This window comes from Actinacidiphila sp. bgisy160, assembly GCF_057707815.1.
On sequence record NZ_JBYIQW010000002.1, the window covers coordinates 53825 to 74308 of the forward strand.

General features: G+C 73.1%; 19 protein-coding genes. 10 read left to right on the forward strand and 9 right to left on the reverse strand.

Translation table 11 applies throughout. The annotated features are described in order from the left end of the window. The first annotated feature begins 20 nt into the window (after positions 1-20). The 7 genes from AC3EUJ_RS02895 to AC3EUJ_RS02925 all read left to right on the forward strand — a co-directional run bounded on the left by AC3EUJ_RS02895 (position 21) and on the right by AC3EUJ_RS02925 (position 6389). The gene (locus AC3EUJ_RS02895) at positions 21-407 is read left to right on the forward strand and encodes a roadblock/LC7 domain-containing protein (RefSeq protein ID WP_431959592.1); all 387 of its coding nucleotides are present in this window, start codon (positions 21-23) and stop codon (positions 405-407) included. Further along, a complete protein-coding gene (locus tag AC3EUJ_RS02900) occupies positions 404-763 on the forward strand; it encodes a DUF742 domain-containing protein (protein ID WP_089222571.1) in 360 nt (119 codons plus the stop codon). The genes AC3EUJ_RS02895 and AC3EUJ_RS02900 overlap by 4 nt, the downstream gene beginning before the upstream one ends. Further along, a complete protein-coding gene (locus AC3EUJ_RS02905; protein ID WP_431959273.1) occupies positions 744-1370 on the forward strand; it encodes a GTP-binding protein in 627 nt (208 codons plus the stop codon). Before AC3EUJ_RS02900 ends, AC3EUJ_RS02905 begins: the two co-directional genes overlap by 20 nt. Further along, entirely contained in the window at positions 1367-2794 is a 1428-nt protein-coding gene (locus AC3EUJ_RS02910; RefSeq protein ID WP_431959275.1) for a cytochrome P450, read from the forward strand. Before AC3EUJ_RS02905 ends, AC3EUJ_RS02910 begins: the two co-directional genes overlap by 4 nt. 322 nt (positions 2795-3116) lie before the next feature. Then, positions 3117-4253, forward strand: coding sequence for a selina-4(15),7(11)-diene synthase (locus AC3EUJ_RS02915; protein WP_431959277.1), 1137 nt, complete (start codon positions 3117-3119; stop codon positions 4251-4253). 28 nt (positions 4254-4281) lie between these two features. After that, the gene (locus AC3EUJ_RS02920) at positions 4282-5634 is read left to right on the forward strand and encodes a cytochrome P450 (RefSeq protein WP_431959278.1); all 1353 of its coding nucleotides are present in this window, start codon (positions 4282-4284) and stop codon (positions 5632-5634) included. Positions 5635-5954: 320 nt separating this feature from the next. Beyond that, positions 5955-6389 carry a GNAT family N-acetyltransferase gene (locus AC3EUJ_RS02925; protein WP_431959279.1) on the forward strand — a complete coding sequence of 145 codons (435 nt, stop codon included), beginning with the start codon at positions 5955-5957 and terminating at the stop codon, positions 6387-6389. Positions 6390-6425: 36 nt separating this feature from the next. Here the strand turns inward: AC3EUJ_RS02925 and AC3EUJ_RS02930 are convergent, their stop codons facing one another. Then, on the reverse strand, positions 6426-7658 hold the full coding sequence (locus AC3EUJ_RS02930) for a S8 family peptidase (RefSeq protein WP_431959280.1): 1233 nt from the start codon (positions 7656-7658) through the stop codon (positions 6426-6428). A 45-nt stretch (positions 7659-7703) separates the two neighbouring features. Beyond that, a complete protein-coding gene (locus tag AC3EUJ_RS02935) occupies positions 7704-8462 on the reverse strand; it encodes an MptA/MptB family glycosyltransferase (RefSeq protein ID WP_431959281.1) in 759 nt (252 codons plus the stop codon). A gap of 101 nt (positions 8463-8563) precedes the next feature. Between AC3EUJ_RS02935 and AC3EUJ_RS02940 the strand changes: the two genes are divergently transcribed. Next, the gene (locus tag AC3EUJ_RS02940) at positions 8564-9736 is read left to right on the forward strand and encodes a DUF2786 domain-containing protein (RefSeq protein WP_431959282.1); all 1173 of its coding nucleotides are present in this window, start codon (positions 8564-8566) and stop codon (positions 9734-9736) included. Positions 9737-9886: 150 nt separating this feature from the next. On the opposite strand, the gene AC3EUJ_RS02945 is transcribed toward AC3EUJ_RS02940, so the two are convergent. The 4 genes from AC3EUJ_RS02945 to AC3EUJ_RS02960 form a co-directional block, all read right to left on the reverse strand. Beyond that, complete coding sequence (locus tag AC3EUJ_RS02945; protein ID WP_431959283.1) at positions 9887-10399, reverse strand: pyridoxamine 5'-phosphate oxidase family protein; 513 nt, start codon at positions 10397-10399, stop codon at positions 9887-9889. A 17-nt stretch (positions 10400-10416) separates the two neighbouring features. Continuing rightward, on the reverse strand, positions 10417-11949 hold the full coding sequence (locus AC3EUJ_RS02950; protein WP_431959284.1) for a vWA domain-containing protein: 1533 nt from the start codon (positions 11947-11949) through the stop codon (positions 10417-10419). A 742-nt stretch (positions 11950-12691) separates the two neighbouring features. Next, positions 12692-13720, reverse strand: a complete 1029-nt coding sequence (gene mreB / locus AC3EUJ_RS02955) for a rod shape-determining protein (RefSeq protein WP_431959285.1) — start codon at positions 13718-13720, stop codon at positions 12692-12694. Positions 13721-13836: 116 nt separating this feature from the next. Next, a complete protein-coding gene (locus AC3EUJ_RS02960; RefSeq protein ID WP_431959286.1) occupies positions 13837-15525 on the reverse strand; it encodes a SpoIIE family protein phosphatase in 1689 nt (562 codons plus the stop codon). A 155-nt stretch (positions 15526-15680) separates the two neighbouring features. Here AC3EUJ_RS02960 and AC3EUJ_RS02965 point away from each other — a divergent pair, with 155 nt between their 5' ends. Beyond that, a complete protein-coding gene (locus tag AC3EUJ_RS02965; RefSeq protein WP_431959288.1) occupies positions 15681-16739 on the forward strand; it encodes a M23 family metallopeptidase in 1059 nt (352 codons plus the stop codon). A gap of 366 nt (positions 16740-17105) precedes the next feature. On the opposite strand, the gene gad is transcribed toward AC3EUJ_RS02965, so the two are convergent. Beyond that, complete coding sequence (gene gad, locus AC3EUJ_RS02970; protein WP_431959289.1) at positions 17106-18557, reverse strand: glutamate decarboxylase; 1452 nt, start codon at positions 18555-18557, stop codon at positions 17106-17108. A gap of 67 nt (positions 18558-18624) precedes the next feature. Beyond that, positions 18625-19284, reverse strand: coding sequence for a leucine efflux protein LeuE (leuE, locus tag AC3EUJ_RS02975; RefSeq protein WP_431959290.1), 660 nt, complete (start codon positions 19282-19284; stop codon positions 18625-18627). Between the two features lie 54 nt (positions 19285-19338). Here leuE and AC3EUJ_RS02980 point away from each other — a divergent pair, with 54 nt between their 5' ends. Continuing rightward, on the forward strand, positions 19339-20112 hold the full coding sequence (locus tag AC3EUJ_RS02980) for a MerR family transcriptional regulator (RefSeq protein WP_431959291.1): 774 nt from the start codon (positions 19339-19341) through the stop codon (positions 20110-20112). Here AC3EUJ_RS02980 and AC3EUJ_RS02985 read toward each other — a convergent pair. Next, entirely contained in the window at positions 20093-20464 is a 372-nt protein-coding gene (locus tag AC3EUJ_RS02985; RefSeq protein ID WP_431959292.1) for a YbjQ family protein, read from the reverse strand. The two genes, AC3EUJ_RS02980 and AC3EUJ_RS02985, sit on opposite strands and share 20 nt — an antisense overlap. Positions 20465-20484 lie beyond the last annotated feature (20 nt).

Here is a 20484-nt window from a genome sequence, read left to right on the forward strand (position 1 = left end):
TGATTCAGCAGCGGGCCAACATGGACTGGATGCTCAAGGACCTGGCGACCAGCGTTCCGCAGACCCGCCACGTGGTGGTGCTCTCCGCGGACGGCTTGCGCATGGCCCAGTGGGGTACGGACACGGACGCGGCCGACCGGCTCGCCGCGGCCTGTGCGGGTCTGCAGAGCCTGGCGGCGGCCGTCGCCACCGAGTTTCCGCACGGTGACGGCCGTATGAGGCTGGTCGTGATCGAGATGTCGGGCGGCTTCTTCTACCTGATGGCGGCCGGGGCCGGCGCGTACCTCGCCGTGCTCGCGGACGAGGGAGTCGACGCCGGACTGATGGGGCAGCGGATGCGCGACCTCGTGGCGCGCATCGGCGAGCACCTGAGCAGTCCGCCGCGCAGTGACGAGCAGGCCGGATGAGTGAATCGGGTCAGGGATGGGAGGAAGGAAGCCCCGAGCGGCTCTACGTGATCACGGGAGGTCGGAGTGGGGGGTCCGAGACTTCCACCCTCGACCTGGTCACGCTGGTCCGGGCGCGCACCGGACCACCGCCGGGGATGCCGCCGGAGCAGGCCGCGATCGTGCGGCTGTGCAGTTCGCCCCTCTCCGTGGCGGAGATCTCCGCGTACCTCAATCTCCCGGTCAGCGTGGTGACGGTGCTCCTCACCGACCTGCTGGCCGAGAAAAGGGTGGAGGCGCGTTCGCCGATTCCGCCCGCCAACCTTCCCGACGTCGCTCTTATTGAGGCGGTGATGCATGGACTTGAGAAGCTCTGACCCCCTCGTCGTCGCCGGCCCGCGGAGCGAGGACGCACTGCCGGAAACCGCCGCCGCCGCGGTCAAGATAGTGATCGTGGGGGGTTTCGGGGTCGGCAAGACGACCCTGGTCCGATCGGTGAGTGAGATCCGGCCGTTGACGACCGAGGAGACCATGACCCAGGCGGGTGTCGGCGTGGACGACACCGCCGGGGTGGAACGCAAGACCGCGACCACCGTGGCCATGGACTTCGGCCGGATCAGCATCAACCGGGAACTCGTGCTGTACCTCTTCGGCACCCCCGGCCAGCAGCGTTTCTGGTTCCTCTGGAACGGGCTCTTCGAGGGGGCGCTGGGCGCGGTCGTGCTCGTCGACACCAGGCGCCTCGAGGTCAGTTTCGACGTCATAGGGCGGCTGGAGGAGCGCGGGGTGCCCTTCGTGGTGGCCATCAACACCTTCCCGGAGGCACCCGCCCACCCCGTCGAGGAACTGCGGGCCGCCCTGGACCTGCCCGAGCACGTCCCGATCGTGGACTGCGACGCCCGCATGCGGGACTCCAGCCGCGACGTGCTGCTCACCCTGATGCGCTACCTGCACTCCCTCGCGCTCTCCACGGAGGCATCGTGACCACACCACCCCCCGAGTGCCCCGCCCACGCCTCCGGTGCCGCCGGCGTACGCCGGCTCTACGACCCCGAGGCCGAGGCCGACCCGATGGGCGTCTACGAGAAGCTCCGGGCGGAGCACGGAGCCGTGGCCCCCGTCCTGCTCCATGACGATCTGCCGGCGTGGCTGGTGCTCGGCTACCGGGAGAACCTGGAGGTGCTCCGCACGCCTTCGCGGTTCTCCTCCGATTCCCGGCGCTGGAGCGTCTTCCAGCGCGGGGAGCTCAAGCCGGAGCATCCGCTCGCCCCCACCATCACCTGGCAGCCCCTGGTCGTCTTCGCCGACGGTGAGGACCAGAAGCGACTGCGCGGCGCGGTCAGCCGCGGTATGGGGCGCTTCAACCGCCACGGCATCCGCCGCCACGTGACGCGGGTCTCGAACCAGCTGATCGACGAGTTCGCCGCTGCCGGCAGTGCCGACCTGGTGCCCCAGTTCGCCGAGCAGTTGCCCCTGCTCGTCATGACGAACCTGCTCGGACTTCCCGAGGAGGAAGGTCCGCGACTCGCCGAGGCGTGCCGTGACCTGATGAAGGGCACCGAGACCTCCGGCGCCAGCTACGTCCACATCCTGGAGTCGCTGACCCGGCTGGTGGCGGAGAAGCACGTCGACTCGGGCCACGATCTGGCGTCCTGGCTCATCGACGACGCCGCCGGTTTCAGCGACGACGAGGTCATCCAGCACCTGCGCCTGGTGCTCGTGGCCGCGAACGAGACCACCGCGAACCTGATCGCGGGCATGGTGAAACTGGTGCTCACCGATCCCCGGTTCCGCGGCAACCTGTCGGGCGGTCACATGACGCTGCCCGACGGCCTGGAGCAGGTGCTGTGGGACGAGCCACCGCTGTGGGTGATGCCGGCCCGGTACGCCACGGGCCCGATGGAACTGGGAGGCCAGCGCATCGAGGAGGGGGACATGCTCCTCCTGGGCCTCGCCGCGGGCAACACCGACCCGGCCATCCGTCCCGACCTCGCGACCCCGATGCACGGCAACCGGTCCCACCTCGCGTTCGGCGGCGGTCCGCACGAATGTCCGGGCCAGGACATCGGTCGTGCGATCGCCGAGACCGGCATCGACGTCCTGCTGGCCCGGCTTCCCGACCTGCGGCTCATGGTCGAGCCGGAGGACCTCGCCCGGATCCCGGCGTGGACCTCGCACCATCTCGCCGAACTCCCCGTGGAATTCACCCCGCGCCGTCCGCGAGAAGGGGAGGACACCGGGGTCAGCGCGAGGCCGGCGCCGCGCGAAGTGATCCCCCAGCCGCTGCCGCAGGCGGCGCCGCAGCCTTCCGCGGCCGCGGTCGCACAGGTGGGCGCGTCGCCGATGCCCCCGGAGCAGGCCCGCAGGCGGTCTTGGTGGAGTGCTCTGTGGAGCCGACTGCGGTCGTAGCCCGAGCGTCTCATTCTGTGACCCGCGCACGGCGGGCGCACGGGCATATGCGCCCGTGCGCCCGCCGTGCGCCTCTGTGTATCGGGAGGGCCCTTCCCGCCTGGTCGCGGCGCGAGCGTGCGCCGTCCGCGCACACGGCGCACACCCGGCGCAAGCGCGGCGTGGGCCAACTAGCTTTCACATGGCGAGATTTAGCCACTTGACTGCTTGGCCATATGCCGGAGTAATGGTCGCTGTAAATGATCCACTCGTGTTCCGCTTCGGCATGTGCCAGGCGAAACTGCTGGTGGTCAGAGGGTTGACAACTGAGAGGTGACCGTCAGTGGGGCCCGACCTGATAGTTCCACCGATCTACTCTCCACTCAGTCCGGCCATTCATCCCAGCCACGCCGCCATCGACGCGCGGACCGCCGAGTGGGCAGACCAGTTCGCCATCGGCTCCGCCGCACTTCGCAGCCGCCTCGTCCAGCACGACATCGGCACCTTCGCGGCCCGCATCCTCCCGGGCGGCCGCGAGGAAGTCATCTCCATCGCCGCGGACTTCATCATCTGGCTCTTCGGCGTTGACGACGGCTACTGTGAGGAAGGCGACATCGGGACCCGGCCGGGCGAACTCATGGGAGCGCTCTCCCGCCTGCTGCGCATCGCCCAGAACCCCGAGGTCTCCATGCTGGCGGACGATCCGCTGGCGCAGGGACTGCGGGACCTCCGCTACCGCATGGATGTGTACGGCACTCCCGGCCAGGTCGCCCGCTGGGTCGACGCGCTGCGGGAGTACTTCTCCTCCGTCGTGTGGGAGGCGTCCTTCAGGAGCCGCGGCACCGTACCGGACCTGAACGACTACACGCTCATGCGGATCTACGACGGCGCCACGTCCGTGATGATGCCGCTGCTGGAGATGGGGCACGGTTACGAGCTCCAGCCGCTGGAGCGGGACCTCACCGCGGTACGCGCCACGGCCGAGATGGCGTACTTCATCATCTGCTGGGACAACGACATCTTCTCGCATCACAAGGAGAAGCGCGCCGGCGGCTTCTACCTGAACGCGGTGCGGGTGCTCGCCGAGGAGCGGGGTCTTCCGCAGGACAAGGCCCTCACCCTGGTCATCGCACAGCGTGATCGCGTGATGAACCTCTTCCTCCGGGTCTCGGAACATCTGAGGATCTTCGGCAGCCCCCAGCTTCGCCAGTTCCTCGACAGCCTCGGCCACTTCATACGCGGGGCCCAGGACTGGGGCGTCAGCTCGGTCCGCTACACCACACCCGATGATCCGGCGAACCTCCCCTCGACCTTCTGCGACACACCCAGCGACGACAGTCTGGATCCGCTGGACATCCCGGCGATCGCGTGGTGGTGGGACCTGCTTCCCGAGCGGGACCCGTCCCGTCCGCCACACGAGTTCACCCAGGCGACGACAGTCGACTCCTTCATACACCCGGTGGCACAGCGCACGGCCTAGATTCCGCGAAAGAAGAGGAGTTCTCGGGGTGAATGCAGACTTGCGCTCGGTTCCGCGCGCCCCCGGCCGGCTACCGCTCATCGGCCACGTCTGGCCGCTGGCGCGCAATGCCCTCGGCTTTGTCACGTCGCTCCGGGACACCGGTGACCTCGTCCGGGTCGACGTGGGCACGATGCCGGTCTACTTCGTGAACAGTCCCGCGTTGGTCCACGAGTTGCTCGTCACCAAAGGACGCAGCTTCGAGAAGGGGCGGTTCTTCGACCGGCTGAAGGTCCTGGTGGGTGAGGGGCTGGTCACGGCCGGGGGAGACACCCACCGCCGGCACCGCCGGTTGATGCAGCCGATGTTCCACCGGTCCCGCATCGCCGGATACGCCGAGGTCATGGCGGCCCAGGCACGGGCGGCGGCCGACTCGTGGCGGCCGGGGGACACCGTCGCCGTCGAGCGGGAGATGGCCGCCATGGTGGTCAGCACGCTGGCGGGGACGATGTTCTCGACGGACATCGGCAAGCCCGCGGTCGACGCCATACGGGTGCACCTGCCGGTCATCGTCAACACCCTGCTGCTGCGCACCGCCTCACCCAAGTTCCTCGACCGGGTTCCCATCCCGGCCAACCGCCGTTTCGACGCCGCGGCGGACAAACTCCTGCGGGTCATCGACGACGTCGTCGTGGCGGCCCGCGAGTCCGGTGACACCGACCGGCCCGACCTGCTGTCGACGCTGCTCGCGGCGCGTGACGCGGACACCGGTGAGGCCCTGACGGACGTGGAGGTCAGGGATGAGCTCAGCACGATCCTCTTCGCCGGTGCGGAGAACACGGCGACCACCCTCACCTGGGCGTTCCATGAGATCGCACGGCACCCCGAGGTCGAGGAGCGGCTGCTGGCCGAGATCGCGGCGGTCTCGGGTTCCGGCCCGGTCGCGCTGGAGCACGTACCCGCCTACGAGTATCTGCCGCGGGTCATCAACGAAGTGGTCCGGCTGCACGGTGTCACCCTGCTGATGCGCCGAGCCGTGGAACCCGTCGAACTCGGCGGGGTGACGCTGCCCGCCGGCACCGAGGTCGCCTTCAGCCTCTACGCCCTGCACCGGGACCGTCGCGTGTTCCCCGACCCGGAGCGTTTCGACCCGGACCGGTGGCTGCCGGAGCGCAGCGCGGACCTGCCGCGGGGGGCGTTCGTCCCGTTCGGCGCGGGGACCCGCAAGTGCATCGGGGATTCCTTCGCCTGGACGCAGATGATCATCTCTCTGGCCACGGTGCTCAGCCGGCGGCGGCTGCGCCCGGCTCCCGGCCACACGGCCCGGGAGGTCACCGCGGCCGTGCCGCATCCCGACCGGTTGCCGATGGTGGTCGAGGTCCGCGAGAGGGCCGAGGCCTAGGGCGTGCCGTCACATGCCCGCCTGCCCCGCGGCGCCTGGCACGGCACCTCGCTGCGTTGTCGAATCGTCCGAGTAGCCCACTACGAGGACGACTCTCCGCCTTGCGATGCACCGCACCAGACACCGCGGGGCCCGCCCTCCGGGCGGCCGGCGCTCATGTGACGGCACGCCCTAGGGTCCTGCGAGGACCGGGTGGGAGTGTGCCGTGTCGCCGGCCCCGCAGCGGCGCGCATTCGCCCGGCCCTTCGGCGCGTTGAACGTCCGGGCGAGTTGATCCGTACCGGACGGCGGCGGGCGCCGGCGCCTCCTAGGATCACGCCATGGAACTGACGTTCGTGGACGTGAAGCCTGGTGAACCGGCCATGACCGCTGAAGTCGGGCCCTTGATCAGGGCGTTGAGACCGGCACTGACCGCCGACGGGTTCGCGGCCTTCGCCGCCGAGGCGTACGCGCAGGGGGTGGTCTTCACAGCGGCGCTGGACGAGCGGGAGCGTTATCTGGGGGTGGCCACGCACCGGGTGGTGACCACCAGCAGGGGGCGGATGCTGCTCGTCGACGACATGGTCACGGCGCTGGACGCGCGCGGCGCCGGGGTGGGTACGCGGTTGCTCGCGGAGGTGGAGGCCAGGGCCCGGGCGGCGGGCTGCGAGCGGCTCGAACTGGACGCGGGCGTCGCCAACCACGGGGCGCACCGCTTCTACCACGCACGCCGCATGGCGATCACGGCGCTGCACTTCACGCGCGAGCTCACCTGACGGGGGAGTACGAGCGGCATGGGCGGCTCGGGCCGTTCAGAGGTTCCCGGTGAAGGCCACCAGCGGCGGGGTGCCCCACGGTTCGGCGGCCGTGGTCCGGGTGGCGTGGTCGAGGAGCCACTTCTTCAGCACCTCGAAGCCGGTGTCCCCGTAGGTGTCCTTGTAGAGCGCGGCGATGCCGGTGACGTGGGGGGCCGCCATCGAGGTGCCGCTCATGACCGCGTAGAGCCCGCCGGGGAAGGCGGAGGCGATGTCGACCCCGGGCGCGTTCAGGTTGACGCAGCTGCCGAAGTTGCTGAACGGCGCCCGGTGGTCCGTCCGGTCGGTCGCGGCGACGGTGAAGGCCTCGGTCGCGCTCGCCGGGGAGATGACGCAGGAGCTGACGTCGTCGTTGCCGGCGGCGACGACCGGGAAGACCCCGGACCGGGCCAGCGCGTCCAGGCTCTCGTTCATCGTCGGCGAGTAGAGCCCGCCCAGCGAGATGTTGGCCACGGCGGGTTTCACCGCGTGCCGGGCGACCCAGTTGATCCCGGCGATGATCCCGGAGTTGGGGCCGCGCGCCTCGCAGTCCAGCACGCGCACGGAGACCAGCGTGACGCCCCGGGCGACCCCGGTGTGCTCGCCGCCGACCGTGCCGGCGACGTGCGTGCCGTGGCCGGCGCAGTCCGCGGCATTCCGGTCGTCGTCCTCCATCTCGTCGATGCCGGGCCTGGCGCGGCCGCCGAACTCGGGGTGGGTGAAGTCGATCCCGCTGTCGATGATGTACGCGGTGACCTTGGCGCCGGTCGCCCGGACGGTGTAGCCGTGGGTGGCCGGGGCGCGGTTGTTCACCCGCTCCAGGCCCCAGAAGCGGCCGGTGCCGCCGGGCGGTGCCGGGGTGCCCGGCATCAGGCGGCTGATCGCCCGTGGGATCCGGTCCTCCGCGGGCAGGGTGACGGTGGTGTCCTGCTCGACGCCGCGCACCGAGGGCAGGGCCCGTACCCGCGCCAACTGCCGCCCGGTGAGCGGGGCGGCGAAGCCCCGCATCACGCCGTCGTACACGTGGGCCGGGGTGACCCCGGCCGCGCTCGCGACGGAGGAGGGGTCGCTGTGCGGGGACAGGGTGACGATGTAGCGGCCGGGGATGGAGTTCGGCGCTCCCACCCCGAGCAGGGGTGCCAGGGCGACGGGGGAATGCGCCTGCGCGGGCGCCGGGGCGGGGAGGGCGGCCAGCGCGGGGACGGCGGTCAGCAGCACCGCGGCGAACGTCCGGCGCAGGGACACACGCATGCGTCGATCTCCTCGGGCTCGGCGGACAGCACGGCCGACGGGCCGTCAGCCCGCCCTCTCCTCCACCCTGTCAGCCAGGATCGGACGCGGGCGCGCCCAGGTACGCCATCCGGGCCGGGGCGCCACGAGCAGCCCCGGGCCGATCCAGACGTAGGCGCAGCCGCCCACCAGGGCGCCCAGGCCGCCGGTACCGGGGTCGCCCCGCCACAGCCACAGCCACACGACGCTGCTGCAGAGCAGGACCCGCAGCGCCTCGCCGGCCGGCGCCGCCGGCGCCGGGACCACCCACATCAGGTGGTGCACCCAGGTCACCGGGCAGGCCGGCACGCTCCGCCAGATCGCCGGCACCTCGGCCGCCGCCGTGCCGCCGAGCACGCCCGGTCCTTGCGTGCAGGCGTCGATGCCCGCGTTCACCATCGCGCCCTGCGCCAGGTAGCTGTAGACGTCCCTGCCGAACAGGGGCGGGCCCGCCGGCAACGGTGCGGCCCGCTCGGCGAAGGCCGCGAGCAGGGCGCGTGGCGACGGCGGCCGGGGCCCGCGTACCAGCCGGCCGAGCCGCGACCGCGCCGCGACGAGCAGCCTGAGGCCGAAGTACGCCACCAGCAGTCCGGCCGCCGCCTCCCCGTGCGGCAGCGCGATCCCGTCCCGTACCGGAAGCGCCCCCGCGGCCCTGCCGCCGACGGCCGGCGCGGCGGTGCCGGCGCCGGGCCGAGAGCCGTCGCGCGTGTCACGTCCGCTCCGGGCCGGCTTGCTCGAAGAGGACGCCGTGCCGGGCGCGGGGCACCAGTCGCTGTCGGTGCTCAAGGCTCCACCCCCCTGGCCCCCCTGGCCCCCCCTTGCCCGCTGCGCCTGGGCGGATGGGCACCGTGCTCCGTACGCGGCGTGTCGGTGCGATCCTGAACCGCGTGCGAGATGCGATGACGGTGGTCGAGGCGGCGTTCGCCGGCGCCCTGGGGGCGCCGGAGGGGGATGTCGAGACGGCGCTGGACGCCGGGGCGTCGGCCATGGCGGCGGCGGAGGCCGGATGGGACGAGGTCGGCCGGGCGGTGGTGACCGCGGTGGGCCGGCTACTGCGGGGGTGCCGGACGCGCGGCTGGGAGGACGCGGACCTGCTGCGCATGGTGCGCCGCGAACTGCGACCGGAGCACGTGCGGCTCGCCGGGCGCCTGACGGCGGACGCCGGCGGTGACCCGGCGGGCCTCCTGGCGGCGTACGGGGCGGCCGAGCGGCTGGACCGCTTCACCGTGGCGACGGCCGTGCTGGAGCTCGTCCGCCTGCTGGGGCGGCTGCCCGGGATCACGCCGCCGGCCGCGCCCGCGGGCGCGGCGCCCGGCGGTACGGGGCATCCGATGCTGCGGCGGATCAGGGCGCTGCTGGCGAAGGCGGAGTCCACGGCCTTCCCGGAGGAGGCGGAGGCGCTGAGCGCGAAGGCCCAGCACCTTATGGCACGGCACAGCGTGGACGAGGCGCTGGTGGCGGGTACGGCCCCGGGCGGCGCCGGTCCCGGCGCGCGGCGGATCGGCGTGGAGCGTCCGTACGAGGCGCCGAAGGCGCTGCTGCTCGACGCGGTCGCGGCGGCGAACCGCTGCCGTGCCGTGTGGTCGGCGGAGTTCGGCTTCTCGACGGTGGTGGGCTGGGAGGCCGACCTGGAGGCCGTGGAGGTGCTGTACACCTCCCTGCTGGTGCAGGCCGAGGCGGCCATGCGCGGCGGCGGCACCCCGGGACCCGCCGCGCGCCGCCCGCGACGCAAGGGCGGTAGGGGCGGTGACCTGTCACGGGACTTCCGGGAGTCCTTCCTCATCGCCTACGCGGGCCGGATCGGCGAGCGCCTGGCCGCCGCCTCCCGCGACGCGACGGAGGAAGCCGCGCGGGCCGCCGGGGCCGGGGCCACGGAGGTGCTCCCCGCGCTGGCGGCCCGCGAGGTCGCCGTCGGCCGCGCCGCCGACGCGATGTTCCCCGACACCCGCACCCAGCGCCTCAAAGGCCGCGACCACGAGGGCTGGGCCCGCGGTACCGCCGCCGCCGACCGCGCGGCCTTCCACGGCCCGGCCGGCCCGTCCAGGCGTCTCCGCGAGTGATGGCGCCGTCAGCCCTTGGCGCCGTCCGGTCACGTGGACCGCGCCGGTGCTTCGGCCGTCCTGCCGTCTCGCGCCCTTCGGGGGCGCGAGACGAACCGGCACACGACGGCAGGCCGCAGACGCACCCGGGCCGCGTCCCGGCCCGGGCACCTAGAACAGCCAGCGGGTCTGGCTGTAGGTGGTGCCGCGGGCGTAGGCGAAGGCCACGGTGGGTTCCACCTCGTACACCAGGGCCTCATGGCCGCCGCCGACGAAGACCTGGTCGCGTACCTCGAACTGCCATTCCGATCCGTACTTGGCCCCGTACGCCGCGGCGATCCGGCGCAGTTGGTTCTCGCTGCGGACCCGGCCCGCCTTGCCCTCGAGGACCACGTCCAGGCCTTCGCCCAGCGCGTTGTTGCCGGTGGTCAGGACGACGCGGCGGTTGTGGGCGAGGTTCTTGGCCTTGCGCTCGTCGGCGCCGGTGCAGAAGTGCAGGGCGTCGTCCAGCCAGACCCCGATGAGCGGGGTGACGTGGGGGCGGCCGTCCGGGCGGACGGTGGTCAGCCAGTAGATCTCGGCCCCGGCCAGTTGCCCGCGGGCGTCGTGCCAGGTCGTGGGGGCCGCGCCGGTGCTGCTGTAGCGGGCGTCGAGCTCGGGCTCGGGTTCTTTCTCTTCTGCCATGCTCCACTGATACTCCATCAGCCCGCGCGCAGCGCGTACGCGCTGTCCACGGCTTCCGCCAGGTCGCGCACCGCCGGGTCCTCGGTGGTCGCGGCCAGCGCGTGCGCACGGTCGCCGAGCACGGCGAGCCCGGGGGCGCCGGGCAGCTGCTCCTCGCCCGTGTCGTAGGTGCGCAGCGCGTCGGCGAAGTAGGCGGCGACCGCGTCCACCCGGAGCCTCGGGGAGGTGCCGGAGCCCCACAGGCGGCCGGCGAGCCGGTCCGCCTCGACGGCGCCGGCGGCCTCGTGCGGGGAGCGGTCGTGCGGGTCGAGCCAGCGAACGGTGGCTGTGGCGACGTGGCCCCGGGCGCCCGCCTTCAGCCGTACGGCGTAGAGCGCGGTGACGGTGTGGCCGGGGCCGATCTCGCCGCCGTCGACCCGGTCGTCGCGGAAGTCCTCGTCGGCGACGGCACGGTCCTCGAAGCCGATCAGGCGGTAGCGCTCGACGGTGCGCGGGTCGAAGGAGACCTGGGCCTTGGCGTCGCGGGCGCGCAGGCCGATGTTGACGGGCAACTGGTCCACGAACAGGGCGCGGGCCTCGGCCGGCGTGGAGACGTACGAGGTGTGGCCGTCGCCCTTGTCGACCAGCCGCTCCATCAGGTCGTCGCCGTACTCGCTGCCGACGCCGACCCCGAAGAGCGCGATGCCGTGCCGTGAGCGGGCCCGGTCGATCCGTTCCAGGAGGGCGTCGGGGTCGGTCTCCCCGGTGTTGGCGAGGGCGTCGGAGAGCAGGACGACCCGGTTGGTGGCCCCGCGCCGGGCGCTCTCCAGGGCCACGTCGTAGCCGGTGCGCAGGCCCGCCTCCAGGTTGGTGGAGTCCTCCGGCGCGAGCCGGTCGACCACGGACAGGGCGTGCCGCCGGGCGCCCCCGGCGCCGAGGCGGGTCGCCGGCAGGGCGACCCTCGCGCGGTCGCTGAAGGTCACGACGGCGAGGGAGTCGTCGTCCCGCAGCTCGCCGATCGCGGCGCGGAGCGCCTTCTGGACAAGGTCGAGCCGGCCGGGATCACCCATGGAGCCGGAGACGTCCACGACGAAGGTGAGCACGGCCGGGGGCCTGTTCCCCTCGTCCGCGGGGCGGGTGGCGAGGCCGACCCGCATCAGGGACCAGCCCTCCTCGTCGCCGATGCGGGCGCCGTCGACGGTGACGGAGAAGCCGTCGCCCCTGGGGGCGGGGTAGTCCTGACGGAAACTGTTGACGAACTCCTCGTGGCGCACGTCCGCGGGGGAGGGCAGCGAGCCCTGGTCGAGCCGCCGTTTGGCATAGCCGTACGAGGCGGTGTCCACGTCCAGCGCGAATGTCGACAACTGTGCGGCGTCCGGCGCCCGCTGCAGGCCCTGGTCCTGCGCGTCGGTGCCGCCGCCGTTCCACTCGGTGCCCTCGGGGGCGTCCGCGCCCCGCACCGGTCCGGGCCGCGCGTCGCTGGTGTGCCCCCGGTCGCCGCTCGCGCTGCAACCCGTCAGGACCGCTCCGGCTGCCACCGCCGCCAGCACCACCGCCGTGATCCGTCGCATCACCGTCACCTGCCTCCCCCGGGGCGCCCCCTGCGCCTTCTGCGACTGTGACGCAGGAGCCCGCGGGCGGGTGGCATCGATGCCGTTGCGGATGGATCTCAGTCGGGCAACGCCCCCTCTCCCGGGCGGGCTTGGCGGGCGCGGCACAGGTCGCGCAGCAGGTCGGTCTCGGTCCCGTGGTGGATGACCCCGCGGTTGATGTGGGGCGCGAGCGCGGCCGGCGGCTCCTTCGCGTACGGGCCCTTCTTCGGTCCGCACCCGGCGGCACGGCGGGAGGCGGACGGCGAGGCCGTCCGGGCCGCCGTGCTGCTACGGCCGGGCCGGGCCCTCGGCGCCCAGGGCCCGCACCCCGTTGCGCGAGCGCGCCGTCGGCGGTGCCCGCGCACGCGAAGTCCCGCCCGCCTCGTCGAACGCGTCGAGAAGGCAAGGACCGCGGCGTGACCGCCGAGCCCGGACACCTCGTCCGCAGGCCCCGTGACGAGCACTGGGACCGCGACGGCCTGCCCCGGCGAGGAGGCCGGCGGCCCCCGCCGGCGGGACGCGGCCACGGAGGTCTGCTTCCGCGGTCCGCCGGCGCTGATCCCGGCGCTGCCAGGGACGGTACCGCCGCCGGGACGCAGCTCGGCCGGGACGGGGAGGTGCTCCCCGTCCCGGCCGAGCCACCGCGCGCTCTCCGTTCTGGCGCGGGCGCGGGGAGCGGCCGGCTACCGTCTCGTCCTGGACGTCCGATCCCGGCCGGGGCCTACACGGACAGGGGGTCGAGCGGCATCGGGACGGGGTGGCCCTCCATCATCGCGCCGAGCCCGCGCACCGCGCAGACGTCGGGCCGGTCCGCGATCGTGACCGGCATCCCGGTGGCCTGACGGAGCATCATGTCCAGGCCCGGCAGCAGCGCGCTGCCGCCCGCGAGCATGATGCCGCGGTCGGTGAGGTCGGCGACCAGGTCCGGCGGGCACCGCCGGAGCACCTGGCCGATCCCGTCGACCAGCGTCGCCATGGGCATCCGGATCGCCTGCCGCACCGCCTCGGTGTCGACGCGGACCGTACGGGCGATCCCGCTGGCGACGTCCCGCCCCTGGACCTCGGCGCTGGGCGCGATGGGACCGGGCGCGGAGAGGATCTCGTGCAGCGGCCGCACCGACTGGCTGGGCAGCACGAGTTCGTGCGTGTTGCGCAGGTGCTGGACGACGGCGTGGTCGATCGCGTCGCCACCCACCGCGATGGTCTCCGCGGCGACGATCGAGCCCATCGACATGACCGCGATCTGCGTGGTGCCGGCCCCGGCGAGCATGATCATCGTCGCTTCGGGTTCCTCGACCGGCAGTCCGCACCCGATGGCGGCCGCGATGACGGAATCCACGAGCTCGACCCGGCGCGAACCGAGGCCGTACATCGTCTCGACGGCGGCCCGCTGGGCCAGCGGGCCGCTGCCGTTGGGGGTGCAGACGGCCGCCCGGAGCATCGGTTTGCGCCGCCAGGCCTTGCGGAGCTGACCGCCCAGCAGGTGGCGGAGCATGCGCTGGGCCATCTCGATGTCGACGACCATCCCGGCCTGGATGGGCCGGACCACGCGGATGTGCTCCGGCGTGCGGCCGGTCATCTTCTCGGCGAGCGAGCCGACCGCGATGAGGGCACCGCTGTGCGCGTTGACGGCGGCGACGCTCGGCTCGTCCACGACGAGTCCCTGGTGCTTGAGGTAGACACGGGTGCGCGACGCCCCGAGGTCGACGGCAACGGAGCAACGACGCAGATGCGCCAGACTGACGGTCACGGCAGATCCTCCCCGAGGGGCCGGTTCCCGGGACCGCCCCTGCGGCGGCCCGTCTGATCATCGTGCGGGCGCAAGTCGAAATGTGCCTGTTGTGGTACGCCGGGCGGTTGATGTGACTAGCGGATGATCCGTGCCGCGAGGACCGCGATGTCGTCGTCCGCCGGCTCCACGACCAGGAGTGTCAGCACCCGGTCGACCAGTCCGCCCAGATCACCCTCGGAGTGCAGGCGCAACCCGGCGAGCCGGTCGAGCGAGGCGTCGATGTCCTCCCCGCGCCGCTCCACGAGGCCGTCGGTGTACAGCAGCAGGACGTCACCGGGCTGGCAGGAGGCCGCGACGGGCTCGTAGCCCCCGTGCCCGGTGCCCAGCGGCGGGCCGACCGGGACGTCGACGATGCGGACCGTGCCGTCCGGCCGGATGACCGCGGGCGGCAGGTGACCGGCGCTGGAGAAGGTGCACGTGTTGCGCACCGGGTCGACAAGGGCCAGCAGGCAGCTCGCCGGACGGCCCGATTCGGCCTCCGAGACGAGGGTGTCCAGCCGGCGCAGGATACGGTGCGGCGGCAGGCCGGCCGCGGCCACGAAGCGCAGCATCGAGCGGTACTGGCTCATGTCGACCGAGGCCTCCACCCCGTGCCCCATGACGTCGCCCATGGCCAGCAGGGTGCGCCCGCGGGACAGCCGTACGGCGTCGTACCAGTCGCCGCCCACCAGCGCGGTGCTGCCGGCCGGATGGTAGCGGAACGCGGCCTCCACGGACGGGTGCGGGGAGCCCGGCTCGGACATCAGGGCACGCTGCAACTCCAGGGCGATGCCGTGCTCGTGGGTGTAGCGGCGGGCGTTGTCGAGGTAGATCGCGGCCCGCCGGACGACGTCCTGGACGATCTCGGTGTCCCGCTCGGTGAACCCCGGGGATTCGCCGCGGCGGACCAGGGTCACCGTGCCGATGGGCTCGCCGCGCGCCGCCAGCGGCACGACCAGCGCCGAGTGGATGCCCACCGAGCGGAAGGCGGCCATGCGTTCGCGGGCCTGCCCGCCGTGGCCCAGGGCCTCCTCGTCGAAGAGGTTCTGCAGCACCGGGCTGCCGGACCGCAGGCAGCGCGGGATGGTCGTGCCCGGCAGGTACTCCACGTACTCGCCGGGCTCGCCGAACGCCTTGGCCTGCTCGCGCAGGTTGGGCAGCGCCGCCATGGCGGCCCGGCGCAGCCGCAGTACGCCGCGGTTGCAGGGGGTGGAGTGCTCGGCGGGGAAGACCTCGACGGTGGCGATGTCGGCGAGCAGCGGCACGAGGAACCCGGCGAGTTCGGCACAGGTCTCGTCCATCTCCAGCGTGGTGCCGATGAGGGTGGCGGCGCGGTCCAGGATCGCCAGTCGCTCCCGGGCGCGCTCCAGCCCTTGCTGGTGCTGGCGGGAGGCGCTGACCTCCAACATGATCCCGACCAGGCCGAGCACCGTGCCGTCCGCCGCGTCCAGCCGGTGGTACGCGCCCTGCCAGTAGCGCCGGCCCAGCTCGGACTCGGCGTGCGTACGGCCGCTGGAGGGCACCTCGCGCGACTTGCCGTCGGACAGGACCTGGCGCAGCGCCTCCTCCCCGGCGTCGTCCAGGTCCGGCAGGACCTCGGTGATCCGGCGGCCGAGGTGCGCCTTGGCGGGCAGGCCGTTCATCCGGGCGAGGGCGGGATTGACGTAGACGTAGCGCAGCTGCCGGTCGTAGATGCCCACGCCCGCGGGGGTGCCGTCCAGCACCTGCCGCAGGACCATGCGGTCCAGCGGTGACCAGCCGCCGGGCTCACCGTCACCGCTCACCCGGTCACCCTCCTGTCCGCCGAGTGCGCCCGTTCCCATGATCGGGCGGTCCCCCGCCGTGCGCACGCCCGGATGCGGTCACCCCGCCGGGTGGCCGTCGGCCGGCGGGGCGTGTCGTCCGGGCACCCCGGTGAGCGGCCCGAAAGGATCGGGCGATGCGATGGACGACGGCGGCCGTGGCCCTCTGCCTGCTGCTGACCGCCTCGCCGGCGGTGGCCGGCGAGCGCCCCGGGCCGCGCCCCGGGCCGTCGGCCCGGGTGGAGCGGCTGTACGCGCAGGCGGCCCGTGCGGTGCGGGCGTACGAGGACACGGAGCGGGCGGTCCGCCGCAAGCGCGCCGACCTGCGGCTGCTGCACCGGGCCGCGGCGGTGGAGCGGCGACGGCTGGAGGCGCTGCGGGACCGGATCGGGGCGATGGCGCGCAGCGAGTACCGCAACGGCGGGCTGGGACCCTCGGCACGGCTGCTGCTGACCGGGCGGCCCGACCGGATGCTGGAGGGCGCGACGCTGGCCCGGCAGGGCGACCACGCGCAGGCGGCGCTGCTGGCCGAGCGGATGCTGGCCGAGCGCCGGCTGGCGGCGGACACCGAGGCCGTCGGCCGGACGCTGGCGGCGCTGGCCCGCGAGGCGCGCCGCCAGGACGTGCTCCGCCGTCGCATCGAGGCGCGGCTGCTGCGCGCCCGGGCCCAGTTGTCCGCCCGGGACCTGGCGCTCATGGCCCACGAGGGCCTCTCGGTGGACTGCCCCCACGACCTCCCCCCGGCCCCGTCCCGGTCGTCCGCCGCCGCCCACCGGCAGGGCGCCCCGCACTGGGTGCGTCCGGTGACGCACTACACGCTGACCGCCGGCTACGACGCCTCGGGCGCGCACTGGGCGCACCGCCACACCGGCCAGGACTTCGCCGTGCCGCCGGGCACCCCGGTCCGCGCGGTGGGCGACGGCACGGTGGTGGTGGCCGCGTGCGGTGACGGCTTCGGCAACCAGATCGTGGTCCGGCACGACGACGGCTACTGCACGCACTACGCTCATCTGTCCGTCCTGGAGGTCGTCGCCGGGCAGCGGGTCCGTGCGGGCGAGCGGATCGGCAGGTCCGGCAACTCCGGCAACTCCACAGGTCCGCACCTGCACTTCGAGGTCCGCGTCACGCCGCAGATGGGCTCGTCGGTGGCCCCGCTGCCGTGGCTCGCCCGGCACGGGGTGCGGATCGCCCGCTGAGCGTCAAGGCAGCCCAACGCACGCGGGCGGGGGGCGGGCCGGGCGACCGGTCAGCCCCCGCCCCCGCCCTCGGCCGCCTCGCGCGCAGCGACCGCCGCAGCCGGTGCGCCGTGCGCCGGTCCTCGTCGGAGGCGCCGGTGACGTGGAGGAAGATCTGGTCCAGTTCGGGCAACTCCCCGGCCAGTGTGTGCTTGAGCGTGCCGGCCGCGAGTGTGCGCCTCCGACCGCAGCGCCGGTGACGTGGTGAGCGGTCCGCCGACCGCCTTCGCCACGGAGATCGCCAGGTTCGCGGCGAGGGCGATGAAGACGGTGCCCCTGGTCTGTTCGCCCTCCCCCATGGGGTGTGTGTGCCCCGCCCCGCGCCGCTCAGTGGTGGAAGGCGGTGGGCGCCTCGCCGGGTGGGTGGAGCGGGTGGTCCTGGGCCCGCAACTGGGGGAGGTGGCGCTCCAGGTCGGCGAGGAAGAGGTCGGCGAGGTCCTCGGAGAAGCCGTTGCGGACCACGATGCGCAGCACCGCCAGGTCCTCGCGGTCCGGCGGGTAGGTGTAGGCGGGCACCAGCCAGCCGCGCTCGCGCATCCGCCGGGAGACGTCGAAGACGTCGTAGGCGGTGACGTGGTCGGCGGTGGTGAAGGCGAAGACCGGCAGCTGGTCACCGCGGGTGATCAGCCGGAAGTCACCGAACTCCTCGATCCGCGAGGCGAGGTAGGTGGCCACGTCCCGGGCGGTCTGCTGGACGGTGCGGTAGCCGTCCCGCCCCAGCCTCAGGAAGGTGTAGTACTGGGCGACGACCTGGGCGCCCGGCCGGGAGAAGTTCAGGGCGAAGGTCGGCATGTCGCCGCCGAGGTAGTTGACCCGGAAGACGAGCTCCTCGGGCAGCGCCTCGGCGTCCCGCCACAGCGCCCAGCCGACGCCGGGGTAGACCAGCCCGTACTTGTGGCCGGAGGTGTTGATCGAGACCACGCGGGGCAGCCGGAAGTCCCAGACCAGGTCCTCGTCGAGGAAGGGGGCGATCATGGCCCCGGAGGCGCCGTCGACGTGGACGGGGATGTCGAGCCCGGTCCGCTCCTGCAGGGCGTCGAGGGCGGCGCAGATCTCGGCCACGGGTTCGTAGGAGCCGTCGAAGGTCGAGCCGAGGACGGCCACCACCCCGATGGTGTTCTCGTCGCACAGCGCGACGGCGGTGTCCGCCTCCAGGTGCAGCCGGTCGCCCCTCATCGGCACCAGGCGCGGCTCGACCTCCCAGAAGTTGCAGAACTTCTCCCAGCAGACCTGCACGTTGGCGCCCATGACCAGGTTCGGGCGGCCGGTGCCCGGGTGGCGGGCGCCGGCGCGCCTCGTCAGGCGGCGTGCGAGTGATGCGCGGGCGCCGTCGCCGGTACGCCTCGTCCAGCGGCGCTTGAGGGCCATCCCGGCGAGCATGCAGGCCTCGGAGGAGCCCGTGGTGGAGCAGCCGACGGCGCTCTCCGGGTCGGGCGCGTGCCACAGGTCGGCGAGCATCGACACGCAGCGCCGCTCCAGTTCGGCGGTGCGCGGGTACTCGTCCTTGTCGATCATGTTCTTGTCGAGGCACTCGCCCATCAGCACCCCGGCCTCGGGCTCCATCCACGTGGTGACGAAGGTGGCCAGGTTGAGCCGGGCGTTGCCGTCGAGCATCAGCTCGTCGTGGACCAGCTGGTACGCCGTGGCGGGCGCCATGGGGCCGTCGGGGAGCCGGTGCTTGGGGGGCGCCGCGCGCATCCCGGCGACCGGGTCGGCCCCGGCGTAGAAGGGGTTCACGGCGAGCTTGGGCAGGCCCTCGGCACCTTTGTGCAGTGGCATACCGTAACGATACGTGTGAAACCGGTCATCGGCAGGTCGGCGGCTGCCGGCCGGGGCCAGGGGCCGGTCAGCCCGCCGAGGACATCGACAGCTTCGCCGCGAAGCCCAGGAACAGGGCCGCGGCGCCCGAGGTCAGTCCCGCCGCCAGGCGCCTGCGGCGGCGGAACTGGGCGGCCAGGTGGGTTCCGCCGAAGATCAGCAGCGTCAGGTAGCTGAAGCTGAAGACCTGGGCGATGGCGCCCAGCGCCAGGAAGGACAGCGCCGGGTGGGCGTAGCCGGGGTCCACGAACTGCACGAAGAAGGAGATGAAGAAGAGGATCGCCTTGGGGTTGAGCAGGCTGATCACCAGCGCCCGCCGGAACGGCCGCTCGGCGTCCGCCACCGCCTCCGCCGCGGCCGCCGTCGCCACCGGCTCGGCGCCCCTGGACCGCCACATGTCCCGGGCGGCCCGCGCCATGCCGAAGGCGATCCACGCCAGGTAGCCGGCGCCCGCGTACTTCACGACGCCGAACAGCACGGCGTTGGCCTGGAGCAGCCCGGCCACGCCCGCCGCGGAGGCGGTCATCAGGACGGTGTCGCCGAGGAAGACGCCCAGGGCCGCGCGGTACGCCGTCCGGACGCCGCGGCGTGCCGCGACGGAGAGCGTGTACAGCGAGTTCGGCCCCGGCAGCAGCACGATCAGTACGGTGCCCAGCAGATACGTCGGCAGGTCGGTGATTCCCAGCATGCGCATCAATATGGCACTTGCACCTCACGTGGCGTGAGGCCGGAGGGTGTGGTCATGAACACGAGCACGGGCTACCCGGTCGGGCAGGTGGCGGGTTTCGCCGGCGTGACCGTCCGCACGCTGCACCACTACGACGAGATCGGGCTGCTCTCGCCCAGCGCCCGCAGCCACGCGGGCCACCGGCGCTACAGCGACGCCGACCTCGACCGGCTGCAGCAGATCCTGTTCTACCGGGAGCTCGGCTTTCCCCTGGACCAGGTGGCGGTCCTCCTCGACGACCCGAACGCGGACCCGCGGGAGCACCTGCGGCGCCAGCACGAGCTGCTGACCGCGCGGATCGGGAAGCTGACGGAGATGGCCGACGCCGTCCAACGAGCCATGGAGGCACGCACAATGGGCATCAACCTCACGCCCGAGGAGAAGTTCGAGGTGTTCGGGGACTACGACCCCGACCGGCACGCCGAGGAGACCCGGGAGCGCTGGGGCGACACCGAGGCGTACGAGCAGTCGCAACGCCGCGCCGCCTCCTACACCAAGGAGGACTGGCTGCGGATCAAGGCCGAGCAGGAGGACTGGGGCGCCCGGCTGGTCGCGCTCCGTGAGACCGGCGCCCCGGCGGACGGTGAGGCCGCGATGGACCTGGCCGAGGAGCACCGGCGCTTCATCGTGGACCACTACTACGACTGCTCGTACGAGATCCACACCGGTCTCGCCGAGATGTACCTGGCCGATCCGCGATTCAACGCCTACTACGAGTCGATCGCGCCGGGCACCGCCCGGTACGTTCACGACGCGATCATGGCCAACGCTAGGCGTGCCGGGGCGTGATCACCGCGGCCGTGCCGTAGGCGCACACCTCGGTGCCGACGTCGGCGGCCTCGCTGACGTCGAAGCGCATCATCAGCACCGCGTTGGCGCCGCGCGACTGCGCCTGCTCCACCAGCCGCTCCATCGCCTGGGTGCGGGTCTGGGCCAGGGTCTTGGTGAGCCCCTTCAGCTCGCCGCCGACCAGGGATTTCAGGCCCGCGCCGATCTGGCTGCCCAGATGGCGGGAGCGCACGGTGAGGCCGAAGACCTCACCGATCACCCGTTCCACCCGGTAGCCCGGCACGTCGTTCGTGGTGACCACCAGGACGGCGGACTGGGGCGACTGTCCGCCGCCGTACTCGTCGAGACCCATACCGGCATCGTCGTCCCGTC